13 protein-coding genes are annotated in these 13,614 nt (G+C 62.8%); 9 read left to right on the forward strand and 4 right to left on the reverse strand.

The window, feature by feature from the left end; all coding sequences use genetic code 11:
• Positions 1-199: 199 nt before the first annotated feature.
• The gene (locus AB0C27_RS19545; protein ID WP_357845815.1) at positions 200-544 is read left to right on the forward strand and encodes a type II toxin-antitoxin system RelE/ParE family toxin; all 345 of its coding nucleotides are present in this window, start codon (positions 200-202) and stop codon (positions 542-544) included.
• A gap of 5 nt (positions 545-549) precedes the next feature.
• Positions 550-849, forward strand: a complete 300-nt coding sequence (locus AB0C27_RS19550) for a helix-turn-helix transcriptional regulator (RefSeq protein WP_357845817.1) — start codon at positions 550-552, stop codon at positions 847-849.
• Positions 850-1,883: 1,034 nt separating this feature from the next.
• On the opposite strand, the gene AB0C27_RS19555 is transcribed toward AB0C27_RS19550, so the two are convergent.
• On the reverse strand, positions 1,884-2,480 hold the full coding sequence (locus AB0C27_RS19555; RefSeq protein ID WP_357845820.1) for a hypothetical protein: 597 nt from the start codon (positions 2,478-2,480) through the stop codon (positions 1,884-1,886).
• Between the two features lie 1,269 nt (positions 2,481-3,749).
• The gene (locus AB0C27_RS19560; RefSeq protein WP_357845822.1) at positions 3,750-4,316 is read right to left on the reverse strand and encodes a hypothetical protein; all 567 of its coding nucleotides are present in this window, start codon (positions 4,314-4,316) and stop codon (positions 3,750-3,752) included.
• 218 nt (positions 4,317-4,534) lie between these two features.
• On the opposite strand from AB0C27_RS19560, the gene AB0C27_RS19565 reads away from it, so the two are divergent.
• Positions 4,535-5,917, forward strand: coding sequence for a hypothetical protein (locus AB0C27_RS19565; RefSeq protein WP_357845824.1), 1,383 nt, complete (start codon positions 4,535-4,537; stop codon positions 5,915-5,917).
• A 5-nt stretch (positions 5,918-5,922) separates the two neighbouring features.
• Here the strand turns inward: AB0C27_RS19565 and AB0C27_RS19570 are convergent, their stop codons facing one another.
• Positions 5,923-6,759, reverse strand: coding sequence for an inositol monophosphatase family protein (locus AB0C27_RS19570; RefSeq protein WP_357845826.1), 837 nt, complete (start codon positions 6,757-6,759; stop codon positions 5,923-5,925).
• Positions 6,756-7,628: a DUF5919 domain-containing protein gene (locus AB0C27_RS19575; protein ID WP_357845828.1), complete on the reverse strand. Its 873-nt coding sequence runs from the start codon at positions 7,626-7,628 to the stop codon at positions 6,756-6,758. Before AB0C27_RS19575 ends, AB0C27_RS19570 begins: the two co-directional genes overlap by 4 nt.
• 794 nt (positions 7,629-8,422) lie before the next feature.
• On the opposite strand from AB0C27_RS19575, the gene AB0C27_RS19580 reads away from it, so the two are divergent.
• The 6 genes from AB0C27_RS19580 (at position 8,423) to AB0C27_RS19605 (ending at position 13,610) form a co-directional block, all read left to right on the forward strand.
• Positions 8,423-9,154, forward strand: a complete 732-nt coding sequence (locus tag AB0C27_RS19580) for a GntR family transcriptional regulator (RefSeq protein ID WP_357845830.1) — start codon at positions 8,423-8,425, stop codon at positions 9,152-9,154.
• A 256-nt stretch (positions 9,155-9,410) separates the two neighbouring features.
• On the forward strand, positions 9,411-9,824 hold the full coding sequence (locus AB0C27_RS19585) for a plasmid replication, integration and excision activator (RefSeq protein ID WP_357845832.1): 414 nt from the start codon (positions 9,411-9,413) through the stop codon (positions 9,822-9,824).
• Positions 9,824-10,099: a hypothetical protein gene (locus tag AB0C27_RS19590; RefSeq protein ID WP_357845834.1), complete on the forward strand. Its 276-nt coding sequence runs from the start codon at positions 9,824-9,826 to the stop codon at positions 10,097-10,099. The genes AB0C27_RS19585 and AB0C27_RS19590 overlap by 1 nt, the downstream gene beginning before the upstream one ends.
• Positions 10,096-10,398, forward strand: coding sequence for a hypothetical protein (locus AB0C27_RS19595; protein ID WP_357845836.1), 303 nt, complete (start codon positions 10,096-10,098; stop codon positions 10,396-10,398). Before AB0C27_RS19590 ends, AB0C27_RS19595 begins: the two co-directional genes overlap by 4 nt.
• Before the next feature lie 100 nt (positions 10,399-10,498).
• Entirely contained in the window at positions 10,499-11,896 is a 1,398-nt protein-coding gene (locus AB0C27_RS19600; RefSeq protein WP_357845838.1) for a cell division protein FtsK, read from the forward strand.
• A 178-nt stretch (positions 11,897-12,074) separates the two neighbouring features.
• Complete coding sequence (locus AB0C27_RS19605; protein WP_357846638.1) at positions 12,075-13,610, forward strand: replication initiator; 1,536 nt, start codon at positions 12,075-12,077, stop codon at positions 13,608-13,610.
• Positions 13,611-13,614: the final 4 nt, after the last annotated feature.

The raw sequence follows: 13,614 nt of genomic DNA on the forward strand, positions 1-13,614 counted from the left end.
CTGCTATTTCCCGGGCGATGCGTACGCCTCGCCCGGCTGATCATCCCGTCTGCTGCCAGCCCTCTCAAAGCGGAAGCGGGCCAGGGTGAGTGGGACATTGGCGGCCGTATGTACGTTGCCCGCCACCCCATGCGGCACTTAACAGGGCAATTTCATGTCTCCAAGACCGAACTCTTGCCCGCACTATAACGTCCGTGTTATGAACTGGGGTGAGGTGGAACTGGAGCCAGAGGTTGATGAGTGGTTCGACACGCTTGATCAGGAAGATCAGGAAACAGCGGCGTTCTACATCGACCTACTGGCCGCGCGTGGTGTCCTGCTCGACGAGCCCTACACCCGTCAACGCTGCGGCAAGCTGCGGGAGCTGCGGTTTCACCTCCAGCGAGAAACGGTGCGAATCACCTACTGGGTTGCCCCGGGGCGGAGAATCGTGATGCTGACAGTGTTCCGCAAACAGCGAATGCGGGAGAGCGCTGAGATCGGTCGTGCGTGGCGGGCCTTACAGCGGTGTATCACTGAGGCGCACACCACTGATGAGGAGTGAGCGGAGTGAGCGAGCGCAGGACTTGGGCCGACAGGAAGTCCGAAATCATGAGTCGCCCCGGCGCTGGAGCGGCCTATGAGGCGGCTAAGATCCGGTTCGAGCTGGGTGAAGCTGTCAGGCTGCGGCGCGAGCAGCTTGGGCTGACACAAGTTGAGCTGGCGGAGCGCACCGGGCTGAAGCAGCCAGCAGTGGCACGCTTCGAGGCGGGCGGGACTATGCCGACCATCCCCATGCTGGAACGTCTGGCAGAGGCTCTGGAGATGCGACTCAGCGTCGAGTTCCAACCGCTGCGTGAGGCCGGCTGAACTCGAAGCAGCGCCAGCAGCTACAACCTGGCTGCATGGCGCTGCGTCGCCAGCTGCGTGGAGGATCGAGAACAACGCAAGAAACGATCAGATACAGAGGCGTTCATTCTTCGGCGCGAGCACAGGGGTCACCGCGTAGTCACGCAACGGGCGGCAAAGGCGACACGCCGTTGAGACCTCTGCGGAGCTATTTGTCTCCAGTCGCCAGCCTCCCTCCGGCCGGAGGCGCAGGCGACGACCGCTGCCAAGGACACGGCGCCTGTTTCCCGAGCTGAAACGCGTTCCACAGGGTCAGGCATGCGCTTGGGACTTGCTCCGATGGTCGTGCGAACGGCCATGCTGTGTGATCCGTCGTCGAGATCGACAGTCGGCCCAGGGTCGTTGGGGTGGCAATCTTGTGGCGACCCGGCGGGAAGGCCCGAAAGGGGCAATCCGAGCGTCAGCGAGGCTTGTTCGGAACGGGCATCAGCCAGCCCATCGTGTAACCAGGCAACGGGCAGCGAAGCGAGCAGGCCGGGAGTTGAAGGGGGCGGAGCTCCTTGGGAGGCACGGTCTGAAACACCAAGGCGCGAAGCGCCCCATGTGGAAGGTCATGCAGTGAGGCTCGGAAGCGATTGGAGCAGGTGACTGGATCGAACCCGCGCTGTCAGCTTGGAACCCCTTCGAAATCATGACCTCTGAACAGGGGAAACGCTGACGTGGACATATACCGGTCGAGTGACCGTGAGTCCCCGCGACTCCCCGCTGGTCGCTCCCCGAACGGGCACGCAGCGGGCACGCACTTGCCAGTGCCCGCGTGAGCCACCGATACTCGTGGTGATCCGCTGGCAAGCCCGCCCTCGTACCTGCTTGGTGAGCCGTATGGCAGCGCGTCGGGGCACTGGCGCGACGAAGGTGTCTTGGAAGTCAGCGGATCTTCAACATGCGAATTAAAAGGGCCCAAGCACTCCGCACGGCGATCATCCCGGAGACGGAGTGCCCACGCCGGAAGCGTGGGCTTGGCGTTGACCAGCGCTGGAGTCGAGCACCGCGGTTCAGACCTCGTTCCAGTTGTCAAGGATGTAGACGGGTGCCTCTTCCACGTCCAGCCATTCGGCTTCGATACCCATGCCAGTGGACGACTCGATGAAGGCGAACGCTGCGCTGCGTTTGCCGCGGTAATCCTCCGTGTCTAGGCCCTTGAGCATGGAACGGAACTCGGCCAGGACACTCAAATCACCTTCTTGGCAGGTGTGCTCGGCGAAGATGAAGTTCCGCATCCGTGCCCGGATCTTGCCGTCGGCTGCGTGGAGCATCGTGTATCCCCCGTTGAAGTGCCAGGTCGTCATCCACACGCGTGACTCCTTGCTGAGTTCGGTGAGGATGTGATCGGGTGTCGCGAAGCCGTAGGAGAACTCGAGGAAACCCCAGGCTCCTTCACCTTCGTAGACGAAGAGCACAGGCAAGTCCTCTTCACCGGCCTCCTCTCCGGGATACGCCATGGTGCGTTTCTCGGGATCACGGCCTCCGTTCAGCCACCGCAGGAGATCGTCCACCGTGATCTCTTCATCGAGGGGTTGCACCACAGTCCAACAGAGGGCGTCCTCAAACCGCTGCTGCCGGCTGAACAGACTGCGGTAGTGATCAATCACGTGGTGATTGTCGCGGAAGCTGCGGGGTGGGACACCCCTTCGACTTTCTCCATAGAGCTGCGGTGAGGAACGCTGCGTGGACCGGCGATCGTCCCAAGCGCGTGTGGTGCTTACGCCGTGACGAGATGCATCTGTGCGGCGGCGCGACAATCCCGGTCGGAGAGTTCGGTCCGTGCGGCGCGGCTGAACTGGCGGAGCGCACTGGGCTGAAGTAGCCGGCATTGGCACGCTTCGAGGCAGGCGGACCATACCGACCATTCCCATGCTGGAACGCCTGGCGGAGGCGTGCTGTGTGATCCGTCGTCGAGATCGACAGCCGGCCCAGGGGAGGAGGGGCGGCAATCTTGCAACGACCCGGTGGCTAGACCCGGAAGGGACAATCCGTGCGTCAGCGAGGCTTGTTCGGGGCGAGCATCAGCCAGCCCACCGCGTAACCAGGCAATGGGCGGGCCCGAAGGCGAGCGAAGCGAGCGGGGTTTTCAGGGGGTCGAAGGGGGCGGAGCCCCCTGGGAGGCGCGGTCTGGAACACCAGGGCGCGGAGCGCTCCACGTGGAAGGCCATGCAGTGAGGCCCCGGAAGCGGTTGGAGCGGGTGACGGGAATCGAACCCGCGCTGTCAGCTTGGGAATTGCAGGGATCTTGCCTTGTAGGGGCGTTGACCTGGGTCTGAGGCCGGTCGTGAGTGACCGTGGTTGACCCCTCGTTACCGCCCTTAATGGCACGCTAATGGCACGACGATCGCCCCGCGACCTGGTGTTTCTCGCGCGACGCGCGTACCCCGCCCGCCTGATCATCCCGTCTGCCGTCGACCCGCCCGAAGGGGAAGCGGGCCAGGGCCACGGGTACCAGATGGAGCGCCCTACCGGACGAACGATCTGGTACCCGTGGCCCTGGTCTGCTCGGCTTGTCCCGGGTCGATGGCGGGCGGGATGATCAGGCTTCCACCTCAGCCACCTACGAACCTCAGGCTCAAGCGGTGATCATCCCGGAGCCGGAGTGCCCCTGCCGGAGGCCGCCTTAACGGCCACGAAAGATTGCGCGCGCAAGCCGGGCCAGAGCGTTCAGGATGGGAACTCGCTGCTCTGGCGGTGCATTTCTGAGCGCCACGAGAGCCATGATAAGGAACATCAGCAGCGCGCAGACGATCACGGTTGCGACAGACGAGGACATGGCGAACACGCATCCCCCAGGGGGCCATCCGCGGTGCTCATCTCGCGGAGGTGGCGTGTCACGCACGAGCTCTGTGGTTTTGCTGCAGACTAGCAGATCATCAGACTTCGTCCGATCGATGAAAGGGGAACCGTTCAATCGCCCTCGGACGGACATGGACCGTCGAGCGAGCGCCTACGCCCTCGACCTTGGCAGCGGCGGCGCGTATCAGCTCGAAGAGCTCCAGAAGGTACGTGCGATGGCATCGACACGTGCCGGTTGCGATGCTGGGAAGGCCCCCAATGGTCCAGTTGGGCAGCCTGTAACTCTGGATGGGCTCGTCGCTCTGAATGATGACATGCATGACCTCATCCATGAGATCCAGGCGTTCGCCCTCGGGTAAAATTTCGAGTCCAGCCTCACGGATCGCCGCTCTGTCGGCCTCTGAAACGTAGCCGTCATACGCGTCACTGAACTGGGCTTCGGCCTCGTACCGGCTAAGCGAGCGAGAGAATCGGATGCCAACGTGCCACAGCCAGAACCCGTCGTGTAGCTGAAGCAACGCAGCCAGGCGGCGGCCGTCCTTGGGGCATCGAATGTCGGCAATCACTCCATGTTTTGTTCCACGGCTTCGCATCATTCGTCGAATGGCATCGTATCGCGAGTCAGCTTCGGGCGGCTTGTCCATTGGGTCTCCCGGTCGCTCTGACACTCTTGCGCGGCCCGAGCGCGGGCGCGCGCGAGAACGGCCCCCAGGCCGCACGCGCAGCGTGTGGCCGCGAGCGGGCCGCGTGGCGGCGCGGAGCGCCGCCCTTGATACTCACAAGAACAATTCAGCAACGAACCGGTATCACCGCCGACCATGCTTACGTTATGTGATATTTAGTACTTGATGATTGGAGCCTTATGACAGAAGAGATGCCTCGCCTGCTGAGCGATGATGACGGGGAGATCGAAGACGCCACAACGAACGCAACTCGACCCGACCTACAGAACGATCTGACCGAAACCGAAAGTGGGGTCGCATCTGCCCTCAAGGCTCTAGGGTTTGAATTTACACTTGCATCTTTGGATAGCATCTCAGTTCAGGGACCGAGAATTGGACGCATGATTCGACGCGAGCTGAGATTTCCGCGCAGCGTGGTTTCTATTCTCGAGCGACAAGTATCTTGGGAGGTGCGAGAGCACCCTATCTACCTGGGCTACATATCACCAAAGAGGGGCGTTGCTGAACTTCTGGTAACTAACAATTTCGGTCGTCCAGATTGGATCGGGAGCAGGATATCGAGACTCACTGCGGACTCCAATTCATCCTGCCCACATAGGGCACCTGAAGATATGGTGCCTGCAATGATGTGTCGATATGACATCACGGTGCGCGAGATTGCAGAAAGTCCACGCGTACATCTAACAGCGCCAGATGGGCGGACTTGCATTGAGATTTCAAATATCTCACCGCTGGGCGCAATATATCATCCCCGCGTCGGGTCTCAATTGGATCGGTTCTACGGAAGTATCAAGTTTGACCTCCAGGGATCGTTGAGCAGCGAAGAACTTATTCAGCAAATTGAAGACCTTCTCCAATCACTACTTTATGAACTAGATGTACGCAACAGTCTGGTGCTAAACGTCGAGCGACGAGAGGTTCCTTCTTCGCGTGCGTCGCGAATGCGCTCCTCCGACCCGATCCCGGCTGCGCGCTTCCCAGAGGTGTCAGTTCGCACTGAGGTTGCATCTCTATTTAACTTCGCCAGCTCTGCATTGGGCAACCTGCCGCTCGCGTTTCTGTCTTATTATCAGAGCCTAGAGTACTACGTTCCAATGGCGGCCCGAAGAAGCGCAATCCGCCAAATGCGCAAGGAGCTTAGCGATCCGCTTTTCGACAAATCTCGCGATGAGGCGTTGATGCGCCTCTTGACAGTTACCGAGGCAGCCGTGCGGCCCGATGAGGCCGCTCACTTCAACACACTGATCACCGAGTGTGTCCGCCGAGATCGGGTGATCAGTTTCCTGCAACAAGAAGGCATGAGAGATCACTTCTCAAAGAAGGGACCGATCAAGGGGGTAGAGGCACTGAATTCCGATAATCCAAATAGAGATATCCTGGATCAGATCGCCAGCCGAGTCTACAAGATACGCAATAGAATTGTTCACGCAAAGGACGACCCCCGCTTCGCTAATGAACGTGTCCTGCTTCCCAGGAGCGATGAAGCAGAGTCTCTTGCTCCCGATGTGCAGTTGATACGCCTTCTTGCAACCGAGGTGATTTTGGATGCGCAGAATAGGTAGCGGGTTTAGCGCAACTCTTCTGTCTTCGAACGAGATCTACTATCGCTGGATAGTCTAGCTTCGGCGACAATCTCAACGAGATCAGCCACGAGTTGTGGACTCGCTGCGATAGTGGCGTGGGCAGCCATGTTATGTGAACTGCCGTCCAAGTCCACCACGGTGGCTCCCGCCTCTCGGGCGATGATGACGCCCGCTGCGGTGTCCCAGGGGTTGTTGCTGAGCATGATATTGGCGTCGATTTTGCCGTCCGCCACCCAGGCGAGATCGATTGCAGCTGAGCCGAACATCCGGATGCGCTGAACGCGAGCGGCGAGTTCTTGGGTCAGGGCGAGCCGTGGCCGGTTACGCTCGCTGGCGTTCTCCCCCACGGCGTAGTCACCGATCGCCACGATTGCGGTCTGCAACTCGCGGGCATCGCTTACCCGGATTGCGCAGCCGTTGACGACAGCGCCGGCACCTTCCGCCGCCGAGTAGCGAAGGTTGAGAAACGGCAGGTCGATCACTCCGAGTGTGGGCGTGTCCTTATCGACCAAGCCGAGAGAGACACCGCAGAGTGGGATGCCGTGCAGGAAGTTGGCCGTTCCATCCACGGGGTCCAGCGCCCACATGAGGCCGTCGCCCAGATGGCTGACACCTTCCTCCTCGCCAAGGAATCCGATCTCAGGCGTCTCGCGGGACAAAAACTCCCGCACGGCATGCTCTACGGCGTAGTCCACCTCCGTCGCCATGTCCCGGTCACCCTTGGCCGTGATGACGCCGGGAGCCTTGGTACGAATGATTTCGCTGGCCATCGACACGGCACGCTCAGCGATGGGGAGAAGAGTCCGGGCGTCGATGGTCATACGGGTTTGCTCCGCTCCCACATATCCCTGAACACCTGGTCGAAGATGGGGAACAACCCCTCTGCAGCGGTGTTGTCTGTGATCACAAACGTAGGTGAATCGACTCCGCGTGCCTCCGGCAGGTACGGCTGGACCACGCACAACGCCCGGTCCACGATGATCAGATTGAATCGGATCGTCTCGTCGTAGACGTGGAGTTCAAGGCGCTGGGCCGACGTGGTGTCGAGCCGATCGCGCAGCCTGGTCAGCATGCTGATGTTGAGCGCTGTGAGGGTTGTCAGGGTGCTGTCGGTGTAGCCCTCTTCTGCTTCACGGGCGCGAATCGCCTGGCCCTTCGGGTCGAGGAAGAGGCAGCGGATGCGCGTGCCGGAGTCCAGCAGACGCTTGAGCTGGTGATCGGGGTAGCTCTGGCAGAGGATGTTGAGCGACAGGCCTGCTGCGTTGATCTCCTTCGCATCGCCGAACATCAACGATGCCGGGTAAGCGGAGGAGAAGGCCGAGCGGCTACTGAAGACAGCGGTCACATCGGCTATCTGCGGCATGGCGCAGGCTGCGATGTCGGGGCCGGCCCTTCTGACTGGCTCTGGGTCTGTTCTCTGTGCGGGGATCTCGACGGCGGTCGCGGTGAACAGCTCATGTGCCGACCTGCCCGGGAACATCGCTTCCAAGACGCGGCAGTGGCCTGAGTACGGCAAGCCCTTGAGCTCCCCGTTCAGCCACCGGTGGAGCTGCGCCCGGCTCGGCCAACCTCCCTGCAATGACGGGTCCACCTTCTTGGCCGCCTTGTCGTACTCCTTACAGAACGTGCTGTAGGTCTGCCAGTGGCGTTGCGTCAGGAGAGTCTTCAACAGGATCGGCTGGTCAGTCATGATCCGCGCCTCGGGCTGGGGTGCCATATAGGCCCAGGTTAGCGACAGAGACGGGCTCGGACGAGACAAAGAGGAGACGAACAGAGACGAGTCGATCACAGACGGTACTCGTGCGCGATCGAGACGTGACAGATCCTCGGGCAATCCTCATTGCATGACTGCGCCGTGTAACTCCTGCTCAGGGCGGGGCTGGAAATACATCAGCCTCCGCCGGGCCGTGGTGGTGGCCGAGAACAGCTCGGGCGATGTCGGTCCCGATGACCGCCACCGCGATGACTGCTGGCGGTGCAACGGGACCGGACGGGCGGGTGCGCTGCTGTGAACATTTACGTCGGCTGTTTTGCGCCTCATGTTGGTCCGCCTCGGCCGAACCACATGCGCCTGATCTGGCGGGAGGTCGTCCGCGAGCAGGGTCCACCGCGCGTGATCGAGTACACCTGCGAGTGCGAGGACACGGTTTACGAACGGTGTCGCGAGGGTGGTCTTGCCTATATCCGTCGGACTACGCGTCTCGATGGGGTGGTGCAGCAGGTTGACGAGACGTATCGCTGGCAGTCCAAGAAGGCGCAAGACGTCTGGATTGCTCTCCTCAATGGTGAGGCTCGATAGGCGGGCGCGGCGGTTGGCGAGTACAGGGGTGCCATTCCGTCGCGTCTTGGTGCTGGTGGAGGGGCTGTCTGTTGCGCAGTCAGATGGTTTCCTCCACCAGCTCGTACGCTTCCTGTAGCTGAGGGGAGACAGGCTGTCCAACTCGAACTAGGCTTTACGACAAGTCGAGTTGTTGGATGGTCGTCATGTCCTCTGAAGAGTTCGCGCCACCGAAGTACGCCCAGATCGTGCAGACGATCAGGCAGAAGATCGCGGACGGGACCTATCCGCCTGGCTCTCTGCTGCCCTCCGAGACGCAGCTTGTTCGAGACTTCAAGGTGAGCCGTCCGACTGTCGTCCGCGCCCTCCAAGTTCTCCAGCTCCGTGGAGTCATCGAGCGGGAACACGGCAAGGGATCCTTCGTGAAGGCTGCCCCGCCGGGCGCATCCAGCCAGAATCCCCGTCCGGGACGCGCTGTCCTGGATCGTGTGGAAGCCGACGAGAACAGCACGGTCATCGACGCCGGATCATTGGCAGCCAGTGCGGCAGTGGCCAAGCTGTTGGACGTGCCGGAGGGATCCACGGTCGTACGTCGCCGTGTTCTCTTTCGCGATGATGAGCGACCGACGGACCTGTTCACCGTGTGGTGTCCGGTGCATCAGGCCGAGGGAACGCAGCTCGGCGAGGCGCAGCCTCTCACCGCCGGCATCAGGGAACATCTCCGAGCGAGCAAGGGTCTCAAGCTGCAACACGTCGTCGAACGACTGAGCGCCAGGCACCCTTCAACAGACGAAGCCAAGCTCATGGAGATTCGCAAGAGTGCGCCCGTTCTCGGAGTGCTGGCCAGCGTGTTCAACGGTGGAGGGCGGCCCGTGCTTGTTGTGGACCTAGTGCTGCCCGGAGACCTGCACGAGTTGGAAGACTCCTACTCGCTCTAGTTCGGGGCCTGTTCTACAGCGCAATCATTCACGACAATCGGCCCAAGTCAGGAAATTCCTCGCCTTAGCGATTTTCTTTCCATTCCATGAAAAGACCCTATTTGCCGCATAGCTTATGGGTGGGTTTTTCCTAGCTCGCAAAAGATCTTGAAGAAATCCCGCTAACTCGTGTTGTCAAGTCTCTGACCTGCGGGTACCTTCATGACAACTCGACAAGACGAGTTAGCGACAAGACGACAAGCTAGGAGCAGGCTTCATGGCACTGCAAGGTCCCATCCCCGTCACGTTCGACATGGTCTTCCCGCACGGCTGCTACATCGTGGGCGAGGTCGAGCCCGTCAAGGACTTCGACGCCTCGACCAACGGGCGCTTCGTCCAGACCCGCGACAAGCAGAGTGCAGAGCTCGTCTGGCAGGTCAGCGTCATGGACGCCGACCCCACGCTCAAGGCGGCTCAGAAGACCGTCTCCGTCAAGATCCTCAGCCCGGTGCAGCCGGTTCCTCCGGCTCCGATGGCCGGGCTACCGTTCACGCCGGTCGAGTTCGACCACATGACCGCAACGCCGTACGTCAACCAGGCCGGGAGGCTGGCGTACTCGATCAAGGTTCGCGAGATGCGTGCTCCTCGTCCGGCCAGTAAGGCGACGGCCGCTGCCAAGGACGCGGCGTAATGGGGCGGCAGAAGGCTCGTCCGGTCAGCACGATCAATCTCAAGGTCGGCCAGGGCGCTGATGTGCGGAACCATCCGTATCCGCAGCGGTCGCCGGTCCTGGGGCTCGTCTTCGGCGGCACCCAGGTGCTCGTCACCACATCGGCCAACGATCACGTCACCCTCGACGACGTCGAGTTCGCTCGGAGTCTGGCGCGGGAGGCCGCCATGTTCGCGGGCGCGGTGGAGCGCATGTTCCACGGCCTGCCGAACGGGCTGGGGGTGGCGGGTCGATGACGCTCAGCCCATACACCTACGTCACCGTCTCCATGCGGCCCGATCAGCCGTCGCGGTTCAGTGTCGCCTTCTGCTCGGTGGAGCTGCGGGCACGCGCCTGGCTCGGGGAGAACGGCAAGCCCTGCTTCGACCTGAACGCCTCGGACGCCTCGGTGACCGTCTCGACCGCAGGGCCGGTGACCGACGACGACCTGACCGTTGCTCGCGAGATCTTCAACGCCGCTGCCCAGTACCTGGCCGATTGCGAACGACTGCACTCCGGCCAGTCAGACAAGGCCACCGACAGCGAGGCGGCCTGATGCTCAGCGGGGCCGCAGGAAGCGGCAACTTCCGGCGGCCCCTCGGTCTTCCGCACACACGCGACATGCAAGGAAGGACTTCACCCTAATGTTCAAGAGGATGCCCGGCGACGAGCCGCACCGCATCGTCTCCACCACCCCTGACACGGCGGTGGTCTTCAAACCGGCTGTGGTGCAGACCCCGGCCATCATCACTCTGGTCATCTTCATCGCCCGGTTCGTAGCCGGCCTCTTCCGGCTGATCTGGCGGCATCCCATCGCGTTGGCGGCCATCGCCGTTCCTGCTGGGCTCTGCCTCGTGTACGGCTGGCGCGTCGCGCTGCTGCTCGTCGTTCCGGCTCTCGTGGCCATGGGCGCCTGGGCAATCCTCGACAGGCCGACGTTCGCGCGGTGGATCGGCTGGCGGCTGCTCGCTTTCGTCCGCTGGTTCTGGATCTATCGGCGGCACTGGCAGCCGGTCATGACCGTCGCTGGTCTCGCTCGGCACATACGCGGACGGGAGTACATTCCGCGGCTGGTCAAGGTCACCTCCGACTCCTGGGCCGACAGGCTCACCGTTCGCATGCTCGACGGCCAAGCGGTCAAGGACTGGTCCGACAGGATCGAGAACCTGTCCCATGGCTTCGGATCGGAGACGTGCCGCATCTCAGTGGTCAAGGCCGGTCAGCTCGGGCTGACCTTCCCGCGTCACGATCCGCTGGCGACACCGATAGCAGCGCTTCCTATTCCCGATACGCCGACCGTCGGGCCGGTCGAGATCGGCAGGCAAGAGGACGGCTCGCCTTGGTTTCTCCGGCTGCACGGGACTCAGGTCATCGTCGCCGGTGCCACCGGGGCGGGCAAGGGCTCGATCATCTGGTCAGCGATTCGTGGGCTCATGCCTGCGATGCATGCGGGCCTGGCGGAGGTTTGGGCGCTCGATCCGAAGCTCATGGAGCTGTCGTACGGCAAGGCGCTCTTCGGCGGTCGGTACGCGGCCGATCCCGCTGACTGCGCTGACCTGCTCGACGAGGCCGTGAGCGTCATGCAGAAGCGTGCGGCTCGCTTCGCCGGAGTCCAGCGATCACACACGCCTACCCTCGACGACCCCTTCGTCCTGGTCGTGGTCGATGAGGTGGCGTTCCTGACCGCTTACCAGGCCGACAGACAGCTCAAGCAACGGATCTCCGCTGCCTTGGCCACGCTGACCACTCAAGGACGCGCGGTCGGCGTCGGCGTCCTGGCGGCGCTCCAGGACCCTCGCAAGGAGGTCATGAACATCCGCAACCTCTTCCCGGACAAGATCGCTCTGCGGCTCGACGAGTCGGAGCAGGTGGACATGGTGCTCGGTGACGGGGCGAGGGATCGCGGCGCGCTGGCCGATCGCATCTCTTCTCGTCCGGAGCGGGGCGCGGGCGTCGGATATGTGCGGCTGGAGACCAGTCCCGATCCGATCCGTGTCCGGGCCGCGTACGTCTCCGACGACGACATCCGCGCGATGGTCGGTGAGGTCCGATGACCCTGGCTCACTTCCTTGACGGCCTCCGCTGCGCTTCGTGCCGTGCGCTGAATGTCCTCTGGCTCGACACGGTGCGCGGCCTGGTCGAGTGCTCTGAGTGCGGACAGACCGCGCTCACGTTTCCCGAGATCGAAGAGGAGGTCCGTTGAACGACCGCAAGACTCCGCGCGCTGTCCGCATGGCTCAACCGCTCGCCCGCGACGTGGCCGAGGAGATCGCCAAGCTTCACGGCGTCTGCATCCGGCCCGTGGCGCTCAAGCGGCTCGACATGACGACCGGCAAGTCAGAGGTCATCGATGTCCCGTGCGGCTCACCGCTGGAGAGCAAGTGCCCTCCGTGCGCCAAGCGCAACCGGCAGCTCCGGATGGCGCAGTGCCGCGAGGGCTGGCACCTCGACGAGGAGCCGATCATCACGCCCGACGAACCGACCGATGGGCAGCGCTGGCTCGTCGAGTTCCGGGCCGACATGCAGGCCAAGCGCGACGAGGAGGAAAAGGCCGGCGGCGACACCTCCGACTTGGACGCCATGCTCACCGGGCTCGACATCGAGATCAACGAGGCCGGGATGCGCGGCAACGTGCTCGGTCGTACAGGGTCCAAGCGCGTCCGCTCCACCAAGCGCCGCCAGGACGCGCCCGACCTGCCCAAGCGAAAGATGGCCAGCACGACTCTGGGGCGAACCTTCGAGGCGGCGGACGGCAAGATCTACCGGCCTTCTCTGTTCGTCACGCTCACCCTGCCGAGCTACGGCAAGGTCATGAACGGCACTCCCATCGATCCGGACACGTACGACTACGTTCGGGCGGCCCGTGACGCGCTGCACTTCTCCAAGCTCGTGGACCGGTTCGTGCAGAACCTTCGCCGCGTCGCTGGCTACGACGTGCAGTACTTCGCCACGGTGGAGCCTCAGAAACGGCTCGCTCCGCATCTGCACATGGCCGTCCGGGGCACCTTGCCGCGCGCCGAGATGAAGCAGATCGCAGCGGCGACCTATCACCAGGTCTGGTGGCCTCAGGCGGATGAAACCCACTTCGAGGGTGACCACCTGCCCGTCTGGAACGACGGCATCGGCTACGTGGACCCTGACACGGGCGAGGTCCTGCCCACCTGGGACGAAGCTCTCGACCAGCTCAGCGACGAGCCCATGCACGTCATCCGCTTCGGTGACCAGGTGGACGTCAAGGGCGTACTCGCCGGGTCGTCGGACGCTGACCAGTGCATCCGGTACCTGTCCAAGTACCTGACGAAGAGCCTCGGCGAGACCTTGGACGGCCAAGCTCAGCGGGAGCACGCGGCCCGCTTCGTCGATGCCCTCCGCTACGAGCCGTGCTCGCCGACCTGCCCGAACTGGCTCCGGTACGGCGTGCAGCCCAAGAACGCCAAGCCGGGCATGGTCCCTGGCCGGTGCAGGTCTAAGGCCCACAAGCCCGAACACCTCGGCTACGCCGGTCGGCGCGTCCTCGTCTCCCGCAAGTGGAGCAACAAGACACTCGCCGAACACAAGCAGGACCGTCGTACCTGGGTCCTGGAAGCGCTCGGCCAGGCCGACGAGCCCACCGACCCGCACCGCTACGTCTGGCAGCCGGTCAAGCCAGGCGATCCCGATGTCGCTCCGATCGGGGTCCGGCTCCTTCGATCCATCGCCGAACGCCAACGATGGCGTGCTCACCTGAGACGCCTCGAAGAACTTTCGGCAACTCCACAGGCCGCCTGAGAGG

It is taken from the genome of Nonomuraea sp. NPDC048882 (assembly GCF_040649755.1).
Taxonomy (GTDB): domain Bacteria; phylum Actinomycetota; class Actinomycetes; order Streptosporangiales; family Streptosporangiaceae; genus Nonomuraea; species Nonomuraea maheshkhaliensis.

What these genes read in the sequence shown, in the direction of transcription:
- AB0C27_RS19570 (WP_357845826.1), bottom strand. Translation starts at nt 6,759, where the DNA reads ATGACCATCGACGCCCGGACTCTTCTCCCCATCGCTGAGCGTGCCGTG.
- AB0C27_RS19605 (WP_357846638.1), top strand. Translation starts at nt 12,075, where the DNA reads ATGGCTCAACCGCTCGCCCGCGACGTGGCCGAGGAGATCGCCAAGCTT.
- AB0C27_RS19560 (WP_357845822.1), bottom strand. Translation starts at nt 4,316, where the DNA reads ATGGACAAGCCGCCCGAAGCTGACTCGCGATACGATGCCATTCGACGA.
- AB0C27_RS19585 (WP_357845832.1), top strand. Translation starts at nt 9,411, where the DNA reads ATGGCACTGCAAGGTCCCATCCCCGTCACGTTCGACATGGTCTTCCCG.
- AB0C27_RS19580 (WP_357845830.1), top strand. Translation starts at nt 8,423, where the DNA reads ATGTCCTCTGAAGAGTTCGCGCCACCGAAGTACGCCCAGATCGTGCAG.
- AB0C27_RS19575 (WP_357845828.1), bottom strand. Translation starts at nt 7,628, where the DNA reads ATGACTGACCAGCCGATCCTGTTGAAGACTCTCCTGACGCAACGCCAC.
- AB0C27_RS19545 (WP_357845815.1), top strand. Translation starts at nt 200, where the DNA reads ATGAACTGGGGTGAGGTGGAACTGGAGCCAGAGGTTGATGAGTGGTTC.
- AB0C27_RS19595 (WP_357845836.1), top strand. Translation starts at nt 10,096, where the DNA reads ATGACGCTCAGCCCATACACCTACGTCACCGTCTCCATGCGGCCCGAT.
- AB0C27_RS19565 (WP_357845824.1), top strand. Translation starts at nt 4,535, where the DNA reads ATGACAGAAGAGATGCCTCGCCTGCTGAGCGATGATGACGGGGAGATC.
- AB0C27_RS19600 (WP_357845838.1), top strand. Translation starts at nt 10,499, where the DNA reads ATGCCCGGCGACGAGCCGCACCGCATCGTCTCCACCACCCCTGACACG.
- AB0C27_RS19590 (WP_357845834.1), top strand. Translation starts at nt 9,824, where the DNA reads ATGGGGCGGCAGAAGGCTCGTCCGGTCAGCACGATCAATCTCAAGGTC.